The sequence below is a fragment of the Luteimonas colneyensis genome (assembly GCF_014836665.1).
Lineage (GTDB): Bacteria > Pseudomonadota > Gammaproteobacteria > Xanthomonadales > Xanthomonadaceae > Luteimonas > Luteimonas colneyensis.
On the sequence record NZ_JACSQJ010000008.1, the window covers coordinates 74536 to 92951 of the forward strand.

Below are 18416 nucleotides of genomic sequence, written 5' to 3' on the forward strand. Positions count from 1 at the left end.
CGCCGATGCCTCGTTTCTTCATCGACCATCCGGTCTTCGCCTGGGTCATCTCGATCCTGATCGCGCTCTCGGGCGTGATCGCGCTGCTCAACATGGGCGTCGAGTCGTATCCCAACGTCGCGCCGCCGCAGGTGACCGTGGGCGCGACCTACCCCGGCGCCGACGCCGCCACCACCGAGCGCGCGGTCACCCAGGTGATCGAGCAGCAGCTCACCGGCATCGACAACCTGCTGTACTTCAGCTCGAGCTCCAGCTCGTCGGGCCGCGCCAGCATCACGCTCACCTTCCAGACCGGCACCGATCCCGACATCGCCCAGGTGCAGGTGCAGAACAAGGTCGCGCTGGCCACGCCGCGCCTGCCCAGCGAGGTCACCCAGCAGGGCGTGGTGGTGGCCAAGGCCAACGCCGGCTTCCTGATGGTGGTGGGCATGCGCTCGTCGAACCCCGCGTTCGACCGCAACGCGCTCAACAACCTGATCGGCGCCAGCGTGCTCGAGCAGATCTCGCGCGTGCCCGGCGTCGGCAGCACCCAGCAGTTCGGCTCCGAGTACGCCATGAACATCTGGCTCAACCCGGACCGGATGCAGGGCTACGGCCTGTCGGCGAGCCAGGTGCTGCAGGCGGTGCGCGGGCAGAACGTCCAGTTCGCCGCGGGCTCGATCGGTTCCGACCCCGCGCCGGAGGGCCAGGGCTTCACCGCGACGGTGTCGGCCGAGGGCCGCTTCGCCACGCCGGAGCAGTTCGGCGACATCATCCTGCGCGCGGATGCCGATGGCGGCACGGTGCGGCTGAAGGACGTGGCACGCATCGACATCGGTGCGCAGGGCTACGGCTTCGACACCAAGTTCAACGGCCAGCCCACGGGCGCCTTCGCCATCCAGCTGCTGCCCGGCGCCAACGCGCTCACCGTGGCCGAGGGCGTGACCTCGCGCATGAACGAACTGCAGGGCAGCTTCCCGCAGGGCGTGGAATGGTTCTCGCCGTTCGACAGCACCACGTTCGTGACCATCTCCATCAAGGAAGTGGTGAAGAGCCTGCTGGAAGCCGTGGTGCTGGTGTTCCTGGTGATGCTGATCTTCCTGCAGAACCTGCGCGCGACCATCATCCCGACGCTGGTGATCCCGGTGGCGCTGCTGGGCACCTTCCTGGGCCTGAGCATCCTGGGCTTCACCGTGAACCAGCTGACGCTGTTCGCGATGGTGCTGGCGATCGGCATCGTGGTCGACGACGCGATCGTGGTGATCGAGAACGTCGAGCGCATCATGACCGAGGAGGGCCTGGCACCGCGCGAGGCCACGATCAAGGCCATGGACCAGATCACCGGCGCCGTGGTCGCGATCACCGTGGTGCTGGCGGCGGTGTTCATTCCCAGCGCGCTGCAGGGCGGTGCGTCGGGCGAGATCTACAAGCAGTTCGCGATCACGATCGCGGTGGCGATGGGCTTTTCGGCCTTCCTCGCGCTGGGCTTCACGCCGGCGCTGTGCGCCAGCTTCCTCAAGGCCTCCGACGTGCACCACGGCGAGGGAACGGGCAAGCCCCGCAACGTCGTCTTCCGCACCTTCAACAGGTACTACGAGCGGGTCGCGGCGGTGTACGTGCGCCACATCGGCAGCGCGATCAGCCATGCCCCGCGCTGGATGCTGGTGTTCGCCGCGCTGGTGGTGGTGACCGGCCTGCTGTTCACGCGCCTGCCGGGCAGCTTCCTGCCCGAGGAGGACCAGGGCTACGCCATGGCCATCGTGCAGCTGCCGCCGGGCTCCACCCTGCAGCGCACGCAGGCCGTGTTCGAGGACGTGCGCGCCACGCTGGAGCAGGTCGACGGCTACGAAAGCATGATGCAGGTCGCCGGCTTCAGCTTCATCGGCCAGGGCGAGAACGTCGGCATGGCCTTCATCAAGCTCAAGGACTGGGACGACCGCGACGGCACCGTGCAGGACTTCCTGCAGGCCGCCAACGGCGCCCTGTACGGCATCCGCGACGCGCAGATCTTCGTGGTGAACCTGCCGACGGTGCAGGGCCTGGGCCAGTTCGGCGGCTTCGACATGTACCTGCAGGACCGCGCCGGACTCGGCCGCGAGGCCCTGACCGCCGCGCGCAACCAGCTGCTCGGCGCGGCGGCCCAGGATCCGGCGCTGACGGCGGTGCGCCCCAACACGCTCGAGGACGCCCCGCAGCTCAAGCTCACCGTCGACCGCGTGCAGGCGCAGGCGATGGGGCTGTCGGTCAGCGACATCTACAGCGCGATCCAGCTGATGCTGGCGCCGGTGTACGTCAACGACTACTTCGCCGACGGCCGCGTGAAGCGCGTCAACATGCGCGCCGACGCGCCCTACCGCACCGATCCCGGTTCACTGGCGCGCTACTACACGCCGGGCCCGGTGGGCGCCGACGGCGAGCGCAGCATGATTCCGCTGTCCAACGTGGTCGATGCGCAGTGGACGATGAGCACGCCGTCGCTGACCCGCTACAACGGCTACTCGGCGGTGAACATCGTCGGCTCGCAGGCGCCGGGGCACAGCTCGGGCGAGGCCATGGGCGCGATGGAACGCATCGTCACCGAGGAGCTGCCGGCGGGCTTCGGCTACGACTGGGCCGGCATGTCCTACCAGGAGATCATCGCCGGCAATACCGCGACGCTGCTGCTGGTGCTGTCGGTGGTGGTGGTGTTCCTCTGCCTGGCGGCGCTGTACGAGAGCTGGTCGATCCCGGTGGCGGTGCTGCTGATCGTGCCGCTGGGCATCCTCGGCGCGGTGGTGTTCACGATGCTGCGCCCGGGGCTGTCGAACGACATCTTCTTCAAGATCGGCATGGTCACGGTGATCGGCCTGGCGGCGAAGAACGCGATCCTGATCATCGAGTTCGCGGTGCTGGAGCGCGCGCAGGGCAAGCCGCTGCGCGAGGCGGTGATCGAGGCCGCGCGCATGCGCCTGCGTCCGATCCTGATGACGTCCTTCGCCTTCATCATGGGCGTGACGCCGATGGCGCTGTCGTCGGGCGCCGGTGCCAACGCGCGCCACGCGCTGGGCACGGGCGTGATCGGCGGCATGCTGTTCGCGACCTTCCTCGGCCTGCTGCTGATCCCGGTGTTCTTCGTGACCGTCCGCCGGGTGCTGGGCGAGCGCCTGGACGATCCGGCGCCGGCCGCGAAGCCGGGCGGCGGAGGCACGTTGCCGCCCGCTGCGGGCTGATGCACGAAGGGGCCGGATGTTCCGGCCCCTTCCTTGTTTCCGGGAAAGCTTTTGTTGCCACGGATTACGCGGATTACGCGGATCAAGCCGTCTCAAGCAGAAGCATCTCCAGCCATGCCCCGCTTCAATCCCGCCTCGGCCAGATCCGCGTAAATCCGCGTAATCCGCGTCATCCGTGGTAGACGCCTTTCGCTCTGTCGGCCCCTGGACGCAGTGTCAGCCGCCGGCGCCGTGCCCTGCCAGCGTCATCCCGGCTTCGCCGTGCCAGTAGCCGTTGCGCGCACCCACCAGCGGCAGCGCGGTGGACGCGTCGCGCGCGGCGTCGAAGCGTTCGACGATCTCCCGCGTGCCTTCGGCCTGCGGGTAGATGCGCAGCAGGTCGACGCCCAGCGCCGCCAGCGATGGCAGCTCGGGACCGAGATCGGTGGTTTCCTCGCCCTGCACCTGGATGCCGTTGATGCGCAGGAAGGGCCGGCCCTCGCGCGTGGCCAGAGGCATGCCGTCGGGGTAGTCGATGCAGCGGAAGCCGCACTGGTCCTTCGCCACGTCGAGCGCGCGCGCGGTGAAACAGCGCGCCGAGAACGACAGCGGCAGGCGGCCCCAGGCGATCACTTCCAGCTCCGGCATCGCATGGCCGTCGGCCTGCATGCCCTCGCGCAGCTCCTCGATCAGCTGCCGGCCCTGCTCGACGCCCGGCACCCAGCGGCGCAGGCCGTCCTCGACCAGCATCGCCAGCGCGCGGTGGTTGTAGACGCTGAGCGAGGGGCCGGCGACGAAGGGCAGGCCGGTGCGGCGGCAGAGCTGCACCGCGGACACGTCGTTCGCCTCCAGCCAGAAGCGGCCGTGGTCGACCTGGCGCTGCAGCACGCCCAGCTCGGATTCGGCCTCGACCAGCGCCAGGCTCGACAGCACCACGTCCTTGCCGGCGGCCGCCATCTCCTCGGCCAGTGCCAGCCAGTCGACGGTGCGCAGCTCGCGGCGCTTGCTGCACACGGTCTCGCCCAGGTAGACGACGTCGACCGGCCAGCCGGCCACGTCGCGGTAGAAGGCCAGGCTGCGCTCGCGCGGCCAGAAGTACTGCAGCGGGCCGAGGCTCAGCTTCATGCGGTGGTTCCTTTCGATGTCCGGCTCAGTGCCAGGCGCGGTGGTAGGGGCCGAGCGTGGTCTGGTGGCCTTCGGCGTGCGCGGACAATTCGGACTGCCAGCGTTCCTGCAGCGTCCACGCGGCGGGATCGGCGCGAAGGCGGTCGATGGCCGCACGCCAGGTGCGGGTGACCGAGGCCACGTAAGCGGCGCCGCGCTGGCGGCCCTCGATCTTCAGCGCGGCGACGCCGGCCTGCGCCAGCCGCGGCAGCAGTTCGAGCGTGTTGAGGCTGGTCGGTTCCTCCAGCGCGTGGAAGATCTCGCCGCCGACGTCGAAGCGGCCCTTGCACACGGTCGGATAGCCGGCCGGCTCGGCGGGCTGGAAACGGTCGATCAGCACGTTGTTGAGGCGCGCGGTGCGGCTGCCGTCGTCGAACTCGTCCCAGCGAACGAACTTCGCCGGTGAACACACGCCGTGGCGGTTGGGCGAGGCGCCGGTGACGTAGCTCGAGAGCTGGCAGCGACCCTCGACCATGATGCACAGGCTGCCGAAGGCGAAGACCTCGATCGCCACCGGCGCGCGCTCGCACAGGCGCTCCACCTGCTGGATCGAGAGCACCCGCGGCAGCACCGCGCGGCTGATGCCGAAGCGCTCGAAGGCGTATTGCAGCGCCGGCGCGGTGGTCGCCGAGCCCTGCACGGACAGGTGGCGCGGCAGCTGCGGATGCCTGCGCGCGGCGTAGTCGAGCACCGACATCTCGGCGGCGATGATCGCGTCGCAGCCGAGTCCCGCGGCGGTGTCGACCGCGGCCTCCCATTGCGCCACGCGCGCGCTGTCGGGATAGGTGTTGAGCGCGAGGTAGACCTTCACGCCCCTGGCGTGCGCGTAGCGGATGCCGGCGGCCAATTCGTCGTTGCTGAAGTTGAGCCCCGGGAAGGCGCGGGCGTTGGTCTGGTCGCGCAGGCCGGCATAGACGGCGTTCGCGCCGGCGTCGACCGCCGCCTGCAGGGACGGCAGATTGCCGGCGGGACAGACCAGTTGCATGCGGGGGCTCCAGGGCGATGAATGCGGCATCGTCGCCGCCGCGTTGCGCCAGCGTCCTTGACCTGGATCAGGTCGACGCCGACTCGGCCATCACTCCGCTCCACAGCACGTCCACCCGCCGCTCGACGTCGCGGTCCGGCACGATCGGCCGGCTCCACTCGCGGCTGGTCTCGCCGGGCAGCTTGTTGGTGGCGTCGATGCCGAGCTTCGAGCCCACGCCCGCAACGGGGCTGGCGAAGTCCAGGTAGTCGATCGGCGTGTTCTCCACCAGCATGGTGTCGCGCGCCGGATCCACGCGCGTCGACATCGCCCACACCACCTGCGCCCAGTCGCGCACGTCGATGTCGTCGTCGGTGACGATCACGAACTTGGTATAGGTGAACTGCCGCAGGTAGGACCAGACCGCCATCATGATCCGGCGCGCATGCCCCGGGTATTGCTTGCGGATCGAGACCACGGCGATGCGGTAGGAGCAGGCCTCCGGCGGCAGGTGGAAGTCGACGATCTCCGGGAAGATCTTGCGCAGGATCGGCACGAAGATGTCGTTGAGCGCCATCGCCAGCACCGAGGGTTCGTCGAAGGGCGCGCGCCCCATGTAGCTGCCCTGGTAGATCGCGTCGCGACGCAGGCGCATGCGTTCGATGCGCAGCACGGGGAAGTGCGCGGCGGCGTTGTAGTAGCCGGTGTGGTCGCCGAAGGGGCCTTCGAGCGCGGTCTCGCCGGGATGGATCACGCCTTCGATCAGGATCTCGCTGCCGGCGGGCGCGTCCAGGCCGGTGCGCTCGCTGCGCCAGGTGCGCGTGCGATGGCCGCGCAGCAGGCCGGCGAATTTGTATTCCGACAGGGTGTCGGGCACCGGTGCCACCGCGGCCAGCGTGGTCGCGGGGTCGACGCCGATCGCCACCACCACCGGGAAGGGTTCGCCCGGGCGGTCGGCGCACCAGTCGGCGAAGTCGAGCGCGCCGCCGCGGTGCGGCAGCCAGCGCATGATCACGCGGTCGCGGCCGATCACCTGCATGCGGTAGATGCCGATGTTCTGCCGCGGCTTGCGCGTGCCGCGGGTGACCACCAGGCCGAGGGTGACGAGCCGGCCGGCGTCGCCGGGCCAGCAGTGCTGGATCGGCAGGCGCGCCAGGTCGATGTCGCCGCCTTCCAGCACCTCGTCGTTGAAGTCCGCCTCGCGCACCGCCTGCGGTGCGACCAGGGCCAGCTGCGCCAGCTCGGGCCAGGTCGAGAGCGCCTGCTTCAGGCTCGAGGGCCAGCGCGGCTCCTTGATCGCGGCCAGCAGCTCGCCCAGCTCGCGAAGCGAGGCCAGCGGGCGCCCGGCCAGGGCTGCCTCGATGCGTGCGCGGTGGCCGAACAGGTTGCCGAGCAGAGGGTGCTGCGCGCCGACCGCCTGCTCCATCAGCAGCGCCGGGCCGCCTTCGCGCAGGGCGCGCAGGCACAGCGCCGTGGATTCCAGCACCGGGTCGACGGGCGCGGCGACGCGCCGCAGCTGGCCGTCGCGCTCCAGCCGCGACAGGAAGGAGCGCAGGTCGTGGAAGGCCAAGCAGGTTCCCCGGGTCATGTGTGGAGGGCGACAGGGTCGCGCCCCGGGGCCGTGGCGCGCCCTGATCCCGGTCAAGCGCGTGCGTCGACCGGGGTGCGTTGCGCCGGGTTGCCCGCGGTTGATCCAGGTCAGCGACGCCGCGCCCGCGACGGTGGTCTGCTGGCGGCCTGGAACCGGGGAGGGCGCGACGGCTTGGACATTGCGGCGGACGCTTCGCTGGCGCGCATGCGCCTGGCGATCGGCGGCATCGACCACGCGCTGGTGCTGCTGCTCGGCGCCCGCGCGCGCTTCGCCGTGCGCGCGGGGCGCTGCAAGGCCCGCGCCGGACGCCCGCTGGCCGATCCGGAGCGCGAAGTCCGCGTGCGCCGCCGCGTCGACGCGCTCGCCCACCGCATTGGCCTCCCGGCCTCGACCGCCGAAGCGCTGGTCACGCTGGCTATCGCCGATGCACGCCGCGCCCAAGGCCTCGATCGGGAACCGGCCATCGCCGCCGGTCCCACAGCCGCAACCGTCCAGCCCATCGCCGCCGTCCCGCCCGTCGCCGCACACGCACCACCCACCGGAAGCCGCCACGCCATGCACAGCACGCCCCTTCCCCCACAGGCCACCAACACCCTCCTGCGCCTGGTGCCCCCGCCGCGGCGCTGGGCGCCGCTGCTGCGTGCGCTGTCGCCGCGGCTGCAGCAGCGCCTGCTCGAGCGCGCCATGGCCGCGGTCCTGGCCGCGCCGGTGGCCGACGGCAGCCTCGCCTTCATGGAAGGCCGCCGCCTGGGTATCGACGTCACCGACCTCGACCTGCACTGGGTGGTGGAGCTGCGCGACGGCCGCCTGCAGGCCGGCGACGCGGCGCCCGAGGCCAGCGTGCGCGGCACCGCGACCGACCTGCTGCTGCTCGCAAGCCGGCTCGAGGACGCCGACACGCTGTTCTTCCAGCGCCGCCTGGTGCTGACCGGCGACGTCGAGCTCGGCCTGACCGCGCGCAACACGCTCGATCGCCTGCCCTGGGAGTCGGTACCGCTGGCGCTGCGCATCGGCCTCAACCGGGGGGCACGCCTGGCGCGCGCCGCGCGCAGCGCACGGGCATGAAAAAACCCGGCAGCCACAGGGCTGCCGGGTCTGGGAGGTGGCGCCGCGCGGGGAGAGGATCGCTTGGCGCCGGGTTCCGCTGCCGGAACCCCTTGGGGAGAGACGGTGCTTACTTGCGGGGCTTGCCGGCGGTCGCGCGGGTGGCGGTCTGCACGGCTTCCTCGGCCTTGGCCTGGGCGGCCTCGACCTGGCCCTTGGCGATGCGGGCGATGGCTTCGCCGGTGGCCACGGTCTGGCCGAAGGCTTCCTGGCCGGCGCTGACCGAGCGCTCGATGCTCTCGCGGGCGGTCTGCACGCCCTTCGGCCACACGGCCTTCAGGCCATCGATGTCGCGGACCTCGGCCAGCTCGCCCCAGAAGGCGAACGCGGCGTTGGTGTTCTGCTCGATGGTCGACAGCTGCAGGCCGAAGGCCTTCTCGGCACTCGACAGGGCCAGGCGGTTGACCTGGGCGGCGGTGTCGGCGAACTGGCGCGCGGTGGTCGCGAACTGCTCGTTGATGTTCTGGTACATGGCGGGCTCCTGCTGATGTCCGGCAGGGATTGCCGGTTTGTGCGGTGCAGCATAACCCGGCGCATGTTGCGGTGCAACAACCGCTCGTCGGTTCGTTCAGCCCGCGCTGGCCTGCGCGTATCTGCGGGAGCGCCTACGCGGACGGGCCGCGGTAGCGGCAGCCCGAGGTGCAGGTCTCGTGCACCACGACCTCGGACAGCTGCGGCAGCGCCGGCCGCAGCCGCTCCCAGATCCATGCGGCCAGCCGCTCGCTGGTCGGGTTCTCCAGCCCCGGGATGTCGTTGAGGTAATGGTGGTCGAGCTGCTCGTACAGCGGCCTGAACGCGGCCTTGATGTCGGCGAAGTCCATCACCCAGCCGGTGTCGGCCCCGGGTTCGCCGGAGACGTGCAGCTCGATGCGGAAGGAATGGCCGTGCAGGCGCGAGCATTTGTGGCCTTCCGGCACGTTCGGCAGGCGGTGCGCGGACTCGATGGTGAAGACCTTGAAGATGTCCATGGCGCTCACTCCCCGATGTCGGCAGGCACGCGGACCGCGCCTTCCATCAGTACGCGCGCGCTGCGGCTCATGATCGCCTTGGTGGCGGTCCAGCGGCCGTCGACTTCGGCCGCCTCCGCGCCCACGCGCAGCGTGCCCGAGGGATGGCCGAAGCGCACGGCATCCCGCGTCCCGCCGCCCGCGGCCAGGTTCACCAGCGTGCCCGGGATCGCCGCGGCGGTGCCGATGGCCACCGCGCAGGTGCCCATCATGGCGTGGTGCAGCTTGCCCATCGACAGCGCGCGCACGTTGAGGTCGATGTCGCCGGCGGCGATGGCCTTGCCGCTGGAGGCGACGTAGTCCTTCGGCGGGGCCACGAAGGCGACCTTGGGCGTGTGCTGGCGGCTGGCGGCTTCTTCCGGGGCCTGGATCAGGCCCATGCGCAGCGCGCCGGCCACGCGGATCGCCTCAAGCGTGGCGAGCGCCGCCCTGTCCTCGTTGATCGCCGGCTGCAGCTCGGTGCCGTCGTAGCCGATGTCGGACGCGTTGACGAACACGGTCGGGATGCCGGCCGCGATCATCGTTGCCGGCAGCGTGCCGAGGCCCGGCACTTCCAGCCCGTCGACCAGGTTCCCGGTGGGGAACATCGCGCCGCCGTCGCCATCGTCGTCGGACGGGTCCATGAACTCGAGCACGATCTCGGCGGCGGGGAAGGTCACGCCGTCGAGTTCGAAGTCGCCGGTTTCCTGCACCTCGCCGTTGGTCACCGGCACGTGCACCACGATGGTCTTGCCGATGTTGGCCTGCCAGACGCGCACCGCGAACGAGCCGCTCTCCGGCAGCCGCGCGGGGTCGATGAAGCCGCTGGCGATCGCGAACGGCCCGACCGCGGTGCTGAGGTTGCCGCAGTTGCCCGACCAGTCGACGAAGGCGCTGTCGATCGACACCTGGCCGTAGAGGTAGTCGACGTCGTGGTCCGGCCGCGTGGACTTCGAAATGATCACGCACTTGCTGGTCGACGACGTCGCGCCGCCCATGCCGTCGGTGTGCTTGCCGTAGGGATCGGGCGAGCCGATGACGCGCATCAGCAGCGCGTCGCGCGCCGGGCCGGGCGCGCGCGCGGCTTCGGGCAGGTCTTCGAGGCGGAAGAACACGCCCTTGGAGGTGCCGCCGCGCATGTAGGTGGCGGGAATGCGCAGCTGGGGAGCCGGGAGCTGCACTGCGTGGAGCGTGGTGGATTGCGTCATGGCTTCTGCTCAGGCTGTGGCGCGCGATGCGTCGCCGTCGTTGGCGTTCCGGGCCAGGAAATCCTGCGCAAACCGCTGCAGCACGCCGCCGGCCTCGTAGACCTGCACGTCCTCGTCCGAATCCAGGCGGCAGGTCACCGGGACCTCGACGCTGGAGCCGTCGCGGCGGGTGATCGACAGCGTCAGGGTCGCGCCGGGCGCGGGCGTGCCGACCACGTCGAAGGCTTCGCTGCCGTCGATGCCGAGCGTCACCCGCGTGGTGCCCGGCTGGAACTCCAGCGGCAGCACGCCCATGCCGACCAGGTTGGTGCGATGGATGCGCTCGAAACCTTCGGCCACGATCGCTTCCACGCCCGCCAGGCGCACGCCCTTGGCCGCCCAGTCGCGGCTCGAGCCCTGGCCGTAGTCGGCGCCGGCGATGATCACCAGCGGCTGCTTGCGCTCCATGTAAGTCTCGATGGCTTCCCACATGCGCGTGACCTGGCCTTCCGGCTCGATGCGCGCGAGCGAGCCCTGGCGCACGCTGCCGTCGGCGTTGCGCACCATCTCATTGAGCAGCTTCGGGTTGGCGAAGGTCGCGCGCTGTGCGGTCAGATGGTCGCCGCGATGGGTGGCATAGGAATTGAAGTCCTCCTCCGGTACGCCCATCTTCGCCAGATATTCGCCGGCGGCGCTCGAGGCCATGATCGCGTTCGACGGCGAGAGGTGGTCGGTGGTGATGTTGTCGCCCAGCACCGCCAGCGGGCGCATGCCGGTCAACGTGCGTTCGCCGGCCAGCGCGCCCTCCCAGTAGGGCGGGCGGCGGATGTAGGTCGACATCGGGCGCCAGTCGTACAGCGGGCTGACCTGCTCGCCGGTGTCCAGGTGCAGGCGGAACATCGGTTCGTACACCTTGCGGAACTGCTCCGGCTTGACGCTGGCCTTGACCACCGCGTCGATCTCCTCGTCGCTGGGCCAGATATCCTTGAGCGTGACCGGATGGCCGTCGGCGTCATGGCCCAGCACGTCCTTCTCGATGTCGAAGCGCACCGTGCCGGCGATGGCATAGGCGATCACCAGCGGTGGCGAGGCCAGGAAGGCCTGCTTCGCATAGGGGTGGATGCGGCCGTCGAAGTTGCGGTTGCCCGACAGCACGGCCACCGCGTACAGGTCGCGGTCGATGACCTCCTGCTGGATCGCAGGGTCGAGCGCGCCCGACATGCCGTTGCAGGTGGTGCAGGCGAAGCCGACGATGCCGAAGCCGAGTTGCTCCAGTTCGGGCAGCAGCTTCGCCTCTTCCAGGTACAGCTGCACCGCGCGCGAGCCCGGTGCCAGCGAGGTCTTGACCCAGGGCTTGCGCGTCAGGCCGCGCGCATTGGCGTTGCGCGCAAGGAGCGCGGCTGCGATCACGTTGCGCGGATTCGAGGTGTTGGTGCAGCTGGTGATCGCGGCGATGATCACCGCGCCGTCGGGCAGCAGGCCCTCGGCCTCCTGCGCGCGCGCGGCGGCCAGGTCGCCGGCGATGCCGCGTTCCTCGAGCGCGCTGGTCGGCAAGCGGCGATGCGGGTTGGACGGCCCGGCCATGTTGCGCACCACGCTGGACAGGTCGAAGTGCAGCGTGCGCTCGTACTGCGCGTCGACCAGGTCGGTGGCCCACAGGCCCGCGGCCTTGGCATAGGTCTCCACCAGCGCCACCTGCTCGTCGGTGCGGCCGGTGAGGCGCAGGTAGTCGAGCGTGTTGTCGTCGATGAAGAACATCGCCGCGGTGGCGCCGTATTCCGGCGCCATGTTGGAAATCGTGGCGCGGTCGCCGATGGTCAGCGCGGAGGCGCCTTCGCCGCGGAACTCGAGGTAGGCACCGACCACCTTCTGCTGGCGCAGGAACTCGGTCAGCGCCAGCACCACGTCGGTGGCGGTGATGCCGGGCTGCGGGCGGCCGGCCAGCTCCACCGCCACCATCTCCGGCGTGCGCATCCACGAGGCGCGGCCGAGCATCACGTTCTCGGCCTCCAACCCGCCGACGCCGATCGCGATCACGCCCAGCGCGTCCACGTGCGGGGTATGGCTGTCGGTGCCGACGCAGGTATCCGGAAACGCCACGCCGTCCTGCACGTACACCACCGGCGACATCTTCTCCAGGTTGATCTGATGCATGATCCCGTTGCCGGGCGGGATCACGTCGACGTTGCGGAAAGCCTGCTTCGTCCAGTCGATGAAGTGGAAGCGGTCGGCGTTGCGCCGGTCCTCGATCTCGCGGTTGCGGGTGAAGGCATCGGGATCGAAGCCGCCGCATTCCACCGCCAGCGAATGGTCGACGATCAGCTGCACCGGCACCACCGGGTTCACCTGCGCCGGGTCGCCACCGGCATCGGCGATCGCATCGCGCAGCCCGGCCAGGTCGACCAGCGCGGTCTGCCCGAGGATGTCGTGGCAGACCACGCGCGCGGGGAACCAGGGAAAGTCGAGGTCGCGGCGGCGCTCGATCAGCTGCAGAAGGTAGTCGTCGACGCGGGCCGGGTCGGCGCGGCGGACGATGTTTTCCGCGTGCACGCGCGCCGTGTAGGGCAGGCCCGCCCAGGCGCCCGGGCGCAGGACTTCCACTGGCTCGCGGGCGTCGAACCAGTCGAGCGTGGTTCCGGGAAGCGGCTTGCGGTGCGTGCTCAAGGGGAGCGTGCTGTTGGTCATGGGGATGCGGACGCTGGCGTGGGTGGCGCCATTGTATCGCCGCGGGCCGGCCTGACCTGGATCAACACCCGCACGGCGCGGATCGGCGAGTCTGGAGGCGCGGGCCGCCCCGGCCCGGTGTGAAGGAGATCACCGTGGCGGAAGTCAGCTGGTTGCTGTTGGCGGTCGTGCTGCTGCTGCCATCCCTGGTGGTGGGCATCCTGCGTTTCGGGCTGCGGCGACCGGCGTCGGCCGTGAACGGCTGGGGCGGGGTGCTCTTCGCCCTGATGACCTTCGCCGCGGCGCTGTTGATCATTCTCGAGAAGGTGTCCTGACCGGCTTTTCGTGCCGCCTCGGGCCGTACCACAGCGGCAGGGCGTCGCGGCTGCGCGCGGACCGCCGCGGCGACAGCATGAAGCGCAGACTGAAACGCAGCTTCTCGCCCAGGGAATAGGTCCGCAGTTTCCGCGCCGAGGTGACGACCGGTTCGCGCAGGATCGCCACGCGTCCCTGCCTCGCCAGCGCGCGCCCGAGCGCGACGTCCTCGGCGACGTACAGGCCTTCGTCGAAGCCGCCGGCGGCGGTGAACGCCGCGCGGGTGCAGAAGATGAAGCAGCCCGGGGTGACGCCGAAGATGCGGAACGCGACGATCGAGGCCGACTCGAGCACGCGCACGTGCAGCGGCAGCGGGCGCATGAAGCGCACCGCCGTGCCGCCGCCCACCGCGCCCGCGTCGAGCGCGCGCATCGCGGCGGCCACGACGTCCCGGCTGACCAGCGTATCGGCGTCCACGAACAGCAGCCGGTCACCGCTGGCGGCCGCGGCGCCGGCGTTGCGCGCGCCGGCGATGTGCCGCACCCCCACCCGGACCACGCGCGCCCCGCGGGCCTCTGCGATCGCCGCGGTGGCGTCGGTCGAGGCGTCGTCGACGACGATCACCTCGACGCCGGCGTGGTTCCCGCGCGTGGCGGCGATGACGGCGTCGAGGGTGGCGCCGATCACCGGCGCTTCGTCGTGGGCGGGGATGATGATCGAAAGCACGGTTGCTCCGCGGGCCATCGTGTCGGCGTGATGCCGCAGTCTGCCGCGCCGGGCAGGGGCGATCGCGTGAGGGCGGCAATCGATCGGCAAGCCCGTCCGGAGATAATCCGGGATATCCGTGTTCGACGCCGGACGTATTCAAACCCTAGACTGGGCCATTATTCCCCCGCTGCTTCATGGAGTCATCGCCGGTGGCCAATCTCGCAACCGTCCTCAAGTCCGAAATCGCCCGCCTTGCGCGCAAGGAAACCAGAACCCAGCTGGATCCGCTGCGCAAGGCCAATGCCGGTTACCGGCGTGATATCGCAGCGCTGAAGCGCGAGGTCGCGGCACTGTCGAAACAGCTGAAATCGGGTTTGCGCGCGCCACGGGCGGAGCGCGGCGGGGCCACGGCGGCCGGGGACGAAGCCCCGCGCGTGCGTTTCCAGGCCAAGGGCCTCAAGTCGCATCGCGAAAAACTGGGCATTTCGGCGGCGGAGTACGGCCGTCTGGCGGGCGTCAGCGCGCAGTCGATCTACAACTGGGAAGCCGGCAAGACCGCGCCGCGCGCGGCGCAGGTGCAGGCGCTGGCGGAGCTTCGCGGCATGGGCAAGCGTGAAGCGGCGAAGCGGCTCGAGGCCGCGGCCGGGGAATAGGACCCCCACGTAACGCTCAACGCGCAGCCAGCCCGATCACCAGCGCGTTGACCAGGTCGATCACGAACCCGCAGACCAGCGGCACGACCAGGAAGGCCTTCGGTGCCGCGCCGTATTCGCGCGCCACCGCCGTCATGTTCGCGACCGCGGTCGCGGTGGACCCCAGGGCGATGCCGCCGAAGCCCGAGGCGATCACCGCCGCCTCGTAGTCGCGGCCCATCGCGCGGAAGACCACGAACACGGTGAAGGCCACCGCCATCGCCACCTGCAGCGCCATCGACACCGCGATGAAGCCGAGCATGGGCTGCAGCATCCACAGCTGCAGGCCCATCAGCGCCATGGTCAGGAACAGGCCCAGGCACATGTCCGAGACCAGGGCGATGCCGGGCCGCATGTCCCCGAAGCGCCACATCCGTCCGCCCTCGGGCGCCAGCAGGTCGCCGGCCGCCCGCAGCACGATCCCGCCGAGCAGGCAGCCGACGAAGTCGGGCAGCATGAGGCCGGCGCTGCGGATCATTCCGCCAAGCACCTGGCCGAGCATCAACGCGACGTTGAGCCAGAACAGGGCCAGCAGCACCCCGTGATAGTCGAGCGTCGTGCGCGTCTCGTCGCCGTACAGCCGCCCGACCTCGAGGCTGGCATCGGCGGACGGCATGATCGGGTGGCGGCGGATCAGTGCGCCGGCGATCGGCCCTCCGATCACACAGGCCGCGATCATGCCCACCATGTTCGACGCCAGGCCGAGCTCTCCGGCCTCGGCGATCCCGAGGGTCGCGGTGAAATGCGGCGTCCAGGCCACCGTGGTGCCGACGCCTCCGGTCAGCGAGATGGAGCCCGCCATCAGGCCGGCGCGCGGATCCATGCCGAACAGTGCGGCCAGCGCCATGCCCAGGCCGTTCTGGAGCAGGATGTAGGCCGTCGCCAGCACGCCGAGGATGAGCAGCGCACGGCCGCCCGAGGCAAGCGAGCGCAGGTCGGAGTTGAGGCCCAGCGCGCCGAAGAAATACAGCAGCAGGATGTCGCGCATTTCCAGCCCGAATTCGACCCGGACGCCGGCGACGTAGTAAAGGACGCAGACCACGCCCGCGCACAGGACGCCGCCGACCACCGGGTCCGGGATGCCGTAGCGGCGCAGCACGCCGATGCGCGCGGCCAGGCCCTTTCCGGTGAACAGCAGCAGGATCGCGAGGGTCAGGCTGCTGAAGGCGTCGAAGGTGAGCATGCCATCGACGTTGGCGTAGGGCATGGCGCGTCCGGGCGAGCGTGGTGGGCGAGCAGCCACGATAACGCAGGGGCGCTGCGCGACCCGCCGCCATTGTCCCGGATCGCGCTTGCCGCGACACTGTGCGGCCGCCGGCAGCAGGAACAGCGATGAGCGCAGGATCCCGGACGAACCCCGCCATCCACGGCACGGACGCGAACGGCAACGATGGCCTCGCGCGTCTGCTCGCCCATGTCCGCCAGGCCGCACTCGAGCCGGTCCGTGCGGCGATCGTCCATCCCTGCGACGCGCTGAGCATCCGCGCGGCGCTGGACGTCCGCGACGAGGGGCTGGTGCAGCCGGTGCTCGTGGCGCCGCGTGGCCGCCTCGAGGCGGCAGCCGCGGAAGCCGGCGTCGATATTTCAGGCCTGCCGGTCGAGGACGTGCCGCACAGCCACGCCGCGGCAATGCGCGCGGTGGAGCTGGCCCGCGAGGGCGAGGTCGAGATCCTGATCAAGGGCAGCCTGCATACCGACGAGCTGATGTCGGCGGTCGTCGCTTCCGCATCGGGGCTGCGCACCAAGCGGCGCGTCAGCCACTGCTTCGTGATCCAGACGCCGCACTATCCGCGCCCGTTCCTCGTCACCGACGCGGCGGTCAACCTCGCGCCCGGCCTGATGCAGAAGGCCGACATCGTGCAGAACGCGATCGATCTCGCCCATGTGCTTGGCATCGACCGGCCCAAAGTGGCGATCCTGGCGGCGGTGGAGACGGTGAACCCGTCGATGCAGGCCACCCTCGATGCCGCCGCGCTGTGCAAGATGGCCGATCGTGGCCAGATCACCGGCGGCGTGCTCGACGGACCGCTGGCGTTCGACAACGCGGTGTCGATGGAGGCGGCCGAGACCAAGGGCATCTTCTCGCCGGTTGCCGGGCGGGCGGACATCCTGGTGGTGCCCGATCTGGAGAGCGGAAACATGCTGGCCAAGCAGCTGATCTTCATGGGCCAGGCGGCCAGCGCGGGCATCGTGCTGGGCGCACGGGTGCCGGTGGTCCTGACCAGCCGCGCCGACCCGCGCGACTCGCGCATGGCCTCGTGCGCGATCGCGCTGATGCTCGCCCACCACTACCGCCTGAGTCCGCCGTGAGCATCGACACCGAAGCGGTCCCATCCCTGCCGCCGGCTCCGGCCGTGGCGTCGTCCGGCGCCGACCTGGTGGTGGTGCTCAACTGCGGCTCGTCCAGCATCAAGTTCGCGGTCTATGACAGCGGCGTTGATCCGCTGCCGCGCAAGCCGCTGTGGAACGGCAAGGTGCAGGGGATCGGCGGCCCGGCCGCCGACTTCGGCGAGAGCGGCGTGGCGCCCTTCGCCATCGCCCTCGATGCCGGCGAGCCCTACCACGCCGCCTTGGCCCTGATCCGCGACCGCATCCTCGCGCGGCTGGCCGGGCGGCGCGTGGGCGTGGTCGCGCACCGCGTGGTGCACGGCGGCAGCCGGTACTTCGAGCCCGTGCGCGTGGACGCGGGGGTGCTCGACGACCTGCGCGGCTACATTCCGCTGGCGCCGCTGCACCAGCCTTTCGCACTGGAGGCCGTGGCCATCCTGCTGCGCGAATACCCGCGCCTGCCGCAGGTGGCCTGCTTCGACACCGGCTTCCACCACACCCTGCCCAAGGTCGAGCAGATCCTGCCGCTGCCCTACGACGCCTGGGAGCGCGGCCTGCGGCGCTACGGCTTCCACGGCCTGTCCTACGCCTACATGGCCACGGTGCTGCCCGAACGGCACGGCGCCATCGCCCGCGGGCGGACCGTGGTCGCGCACCTGGGCAGCGGGGCCAGCCTGTGCGCGATGCAGGACCTGCGCAGCGTCGCCACGACCATGGGCTTCTCGGCGCTGGACGGCCTGATGATGGGCACGCGCACCGGCGCGCTCGATCCCGGCGCGCTGCTCTACCTGATGGAGATCGAGAAGCTGGCGCTGGACGAAGTCGGGCAACTGCTCTACCACCGCTCGGGCCTGCTGGGCGTGTCCGGCCTCTCGCCGGAGCCGCGGGTGATCGTCCGCCACGAAGACGACCAGGGCGAAACCGGCGAACGCGCACGCATCGCGCTGGCCCTGTACGTGCGCCGCATCGTGCGCGAGATCGGCGCGCTGGCCGCGGTGCTGGGCGGGCTGGACCTGCTGGTGTTCACCGCCGGCGTCGGCGAGCACAACGCCTTCATCCGCGAGCGCGTGTGCCGGGACCTGGCCTTCCTAGGACTGGAGCTGGACGACGACGCCAACGCCGCGCATGCCGCGGTGGTCTCGACCGCCGGCAGCCGCGTACGGGTCGGCGTCGAGCCGACCAACGAGGAGTGGGTCGCGGCCCTGCAGGCGCGATCGGCGATAATGCCGGCATGAGCAAGCTCGACCGCATCCATGCCGCGCTCGGCGCGCTGGCGCCCAGCCACCTCGAGGTGCTGGACGAAAGCCACATGCACAGCCGCGGCCTGGAGACGCACTACAAGGCCGTCATCGCAAGCGAAGCCTTCCAGGGCCGCTCGCCGGTGCGCCGGCACCAGGCGGTGTATGCCGCGATGGGTCCGCTGATGGGCGAGATCCACGCCCTGGCGCTGCACACCTACACCGCCGCCGAATGGGCCGCGCAGGGCGCCGCACCGGACTCGCCGCGCTGCCGGGGCGGCAGCAGGCACGACCCGGCCTGAACCACG

At 70.7% G+C, this 18416-nt stretch carries 16 protein-coding genes; 7 read left to right on the forward strand and 9 right to left on the reverse strand.

Going from position 1 to position 18416, the window contains the following annotated elements; genetic code table 11:
* The first annotated feature begins 5 nt into the window (after positions 1 to 5).
* Entirely contained in the window at positions 6 to 3188 is a 3183-nt protein-coding gene (locus tag H9645_RS12735) for a multidrug efflux RND transporter permease subunit (RefSeq protein WP_191730057.1), read from the forward strand.
* Between the two features lie 216 nt (positions 3189 to 3404).
* Here the strand turns inward: H9645_RS12735 and H9645_RS12740 are convergent, their stop codons facing one another.
* From H9645_RS12740 to H9645_RS12750, 3 genes are all read right to left on the reverse strand, one after another.
* On the reverse strand, positions 3405 to 4292 hold the full coding sequence (locus tag H9645_RS12740) for a U32 family peptidase (protein ID WP_191730058.1): 888 nt from the start codon (positions 4290 to 4292) through the stop codon (positions 3405 to 3407).
* 25 nt (positions 4293 to 4317) lie between these two features.
* Positions 4318 to 5316 (reverse strand): ubiquinone anaerobic biosynthesis protein UbiU, encoded by a 999-nt coding sequence (gene ubiU / locus H9645_RS12745; protein WP_191730059.1) that lies wholly within the window; start codon positions 5314 to 5316, stop codon positions 4318 to 4320.
* A 67-nt stretch (positions 5317 to 5383) separates the two neighbouring features.
* Entirely contained in the window at positions 5384 to 6865 is a 1482-nt protein-coding gene (locus H9645_RS12750) for a UbiD family decarboxylase (RefSeq protein WP_191730060.1), read from the reverse strand.
* A gap of 192 nt (positions 6866 to 7057) precedes the next feature.
* On the opposite strand from H9645_RS12750, the gene ubiT reads away from it, so the two are divergent.
* The gene (gene ubiT, locus H9645_RS12755; RefSeq protein ID WP_225218244.1) at positions 7058 to 7951 is read left to right on the forward strand and encodes a ubiquinone anaerobic biosynthesis accessory factor UbiT; all 894 of its coding nucleotides are present in this window, start codon (positions 7058 to 7060) and stop codon (positions 7949 to 7951) included.
* 109 nt (positions 7952 to 8060) lie between these two features.
* On the opposite strand, the gene H9645_RS12760 is transcribed toward ubiT, so the two are convergent.
* From H9645_RS12760 to acnD, 4 genes are all read right to left on the reverse strand, one after another.
* A complete protein-coding gene (locus H9645_RS12760; protein WP_191730061.1) occupies positions 8061 to 8462 on the reverse strand; it encodes a phasin family protein in 402 nt (133 codons plus the stop codon).
* 133 nt (positions 8463 to 8595) lie between these two features.
* Positions 8596 to 8958: a 6-carboxytetrahydropterin synthase QueD gene (gene queD, locus H9645_RS12765; protein WP_191730062.1), complete on the reverse strand. Its 363-nt coding sequence runs from the start codon at positions 8956 to 8958 to the stop codon at positions 8596 to 8598.
* A 5-nt stretch (positions 8959 to 8963) separates the two neighbouring features.
* Positions 8964 to 10184 carry a 2-methylaconitate cis-trans isomerase PrpF gene (gene prpF, locus H9645_RS12770; RefSeq protein WP_191730063.1) on the reverse strand — a complete coding sequence of 407 codons (1221 nt, stop codon included), beginning with the start codon at positions 10182 to 10184 and terminating at the stop codon, positions 8964 to 8966.
* Between the two features lie 9 nt (positions 10185 to 10193).
* On the reverse strand, positions 10194 to 12848 hold the full coding sequence (gene acnD / locus H9645_RS12775; RefSeq protein ID WP_425490248.1) for a Fe/S-dependent 2-methylisocitrate dehydratase AcnD: 2655 nt from the start codon (positions 12846 to 12848) through the stop codon (positions 10194 to 10196).
* Positions 12849 to 12982: 134 nt separating this feature from the next.
* Here acnD and H9645_RS12780 point away from each other — a divergent pair, with 134 nt between their 5' ends.
* On the forward strand, positions 12983 to 13162 hold the full coding sequence (locus H9645_RS12780; RefSeq protein ID WP_191730064.1) for a hypothetical protein: 180 nt from the start codon (positions 12983 to 12985) through the stop codon (positions 13160 to 13162).
* Here H9645_RS12780 and H9645_RS12785 read toward each other — a convergent pair.
* On the reverse strand, positions 13140 to 13868 hold the full coding sequence (locus tag H9645_RS12785; RefSeq protein ID WP_191730065.1) for a glycosyltransferase: 729 nt from the start codon (positions 13866 to 13868) through the stop codon (positions 13140 to 13142). The genes H9645_RS12780 and H9645_RS12785 overlap by 23 nt on opposite strands.
* Positions 13869 to 14059: 191 nt before the next feature.
* Here H9645_RS12785 and H9645_RS12790 point away from each other — a divergent pair, with 191 nt between their 5' ends.
* Positions 14060 to 14503: a helix-turn-helix transcriptional regulator gene (locus tag H9645_RS12790; protein ID WP_191730066.1), complete on the forward strand. Its 444-nt coding sequence runs from the start codon at positions 14060 to 14062 to the stop codon at positions 14501 to 14503.
* A 16-nt stretch (positions 14504 to 14519) separates the two neighbouring features.
* Here the strand turns inward: H9645_RS12790 and gltS are convergent, their stop codons facing one another.
* On the reverse strand, positions 14520 to 15749 hold the full coding sequence (gene gltS, locus H9645_RS12795; protein WP_225218247.1) for a sodium/glutamate symporter: 1230 nt from the start codon (positions 15747 to 15749) through the stop codon (positions 14520 to 14522).
* A 125-nt stretch (positions 15750 to 15874) separates the two neighbouring features.
* Between gltS and H9645_RS12800 the strand changes: the two genes are divergently transcribed.
* Genes H9645_RS12800 through H9645_RS12810 form a run of 3 tightly spaced genes read left to right on the forward strand, consistent with a single transcriptional unit; the run spans position 15875 to position 18410 of the window.
* A complete protein-coding gene (locus H9645_RS12800; protein ID WP_191730067.1) occupies positions 15875 to 16852 on the forward strand; it encodes a bifunctional enoyl-CoA hydratase/phosphate acetyltransferase in 978 nt (325 codons plus the stop codon).
* On the forward strand, positions 16849 to 18105 hold the full coding sequence (locus H9645_RS12805; RefSeq protein WP_425490249.1) for an acetate/propionate family kinase: 1257 nt from the start codon (positions 16849 to 16851) through the stop codon (positions 18103 to 18105). Before H9645_RS12800 ends, H9645_RS12805 begins: the two co-directional genes overlap by 4 nt.
* Positions 18102 to 18410: a BolA family protein gene (locus tag H9645_RS12810; RefSeq protein WP_191730068.1), complete on the forward strand. Its 309-nt coding sequence runs from the start codon at positions 18102 to 18104 to the stop codon at positions 18408 to 18410. Before H9645_RS12805 ends, H9645_RS12810 begins: the two co-directional genes overlap by 4 nt.
* Positions 18411 to 18416: the final 6 nt, after the last annotated feature.

Coding starts and splice junctions, on each gene's coding strand:
- H9645_RS12810 (WP_191730068.1), top strand. CDS start 18,102: ATGAGCAAGCTCGACCGCATCCATGCCGCGCTCGGCGCGCTGGCGCCC.
- H9645_RS12760 (WP_191730061.1), bottom strand. CDS start 8,462: ATGTACCAGAACATCAACGAGCAGTTCGCGACCACCGCGCGCCAGTTC.
- gltS (WP_225218247.1), bottom strand. CDS start 15,749: ATGCCCTACGCCAACGTCGATGGCATGCTCACCTTCGACGCCTTCAGC.
- H9645_RS12800 (WP_191730067.1), top strand. CDS start 15,875: ATGAGCGCAGGATCCCGGACGAACCCCGCCATCCACGGCACGGACGCG.
- H9645_RS12740 (WP_191730058.1), bottom strand. CDS start 4,292: ATGAAGCTGAGCCTCGGCCCGCTGCAGTACTTCTGGCCGCGCGAGCGC.
- prpF (WP_191730063.1), bottom strand. CDS start 10,184: ATGACGCAATCCACCACGCTCCACGCAGTGCAGCTCCCGGCTCCCCAG.
- queD (WP_191730062.1), bottom strand. CDS start 8,958: ATGGACATCTTCAAGGTCTTCACCATCGAGTCCGCGCACCGCCTGCCG.
- H9645_RS12735 (WP_191730057.1), top strand. CDS start 6: ATGCCTCGTTTCTTCATCGACCATCCGGTCTTCGCCTGGGTCATCTCG.
- ubiU (WP_191730059.1), bottom strand. CDS start 5,316: ATGCAACTGGTCTGTCCCGCCGGCAATCTGCCGTCCCTGCAGGCGGCG.
- acnD (WP_425490248.1), bottom strand. CDS start 12,848: ATGACCAACAGCACGCTCCCCTTGAGCACGCACCGCAAGCCGCTTCCC.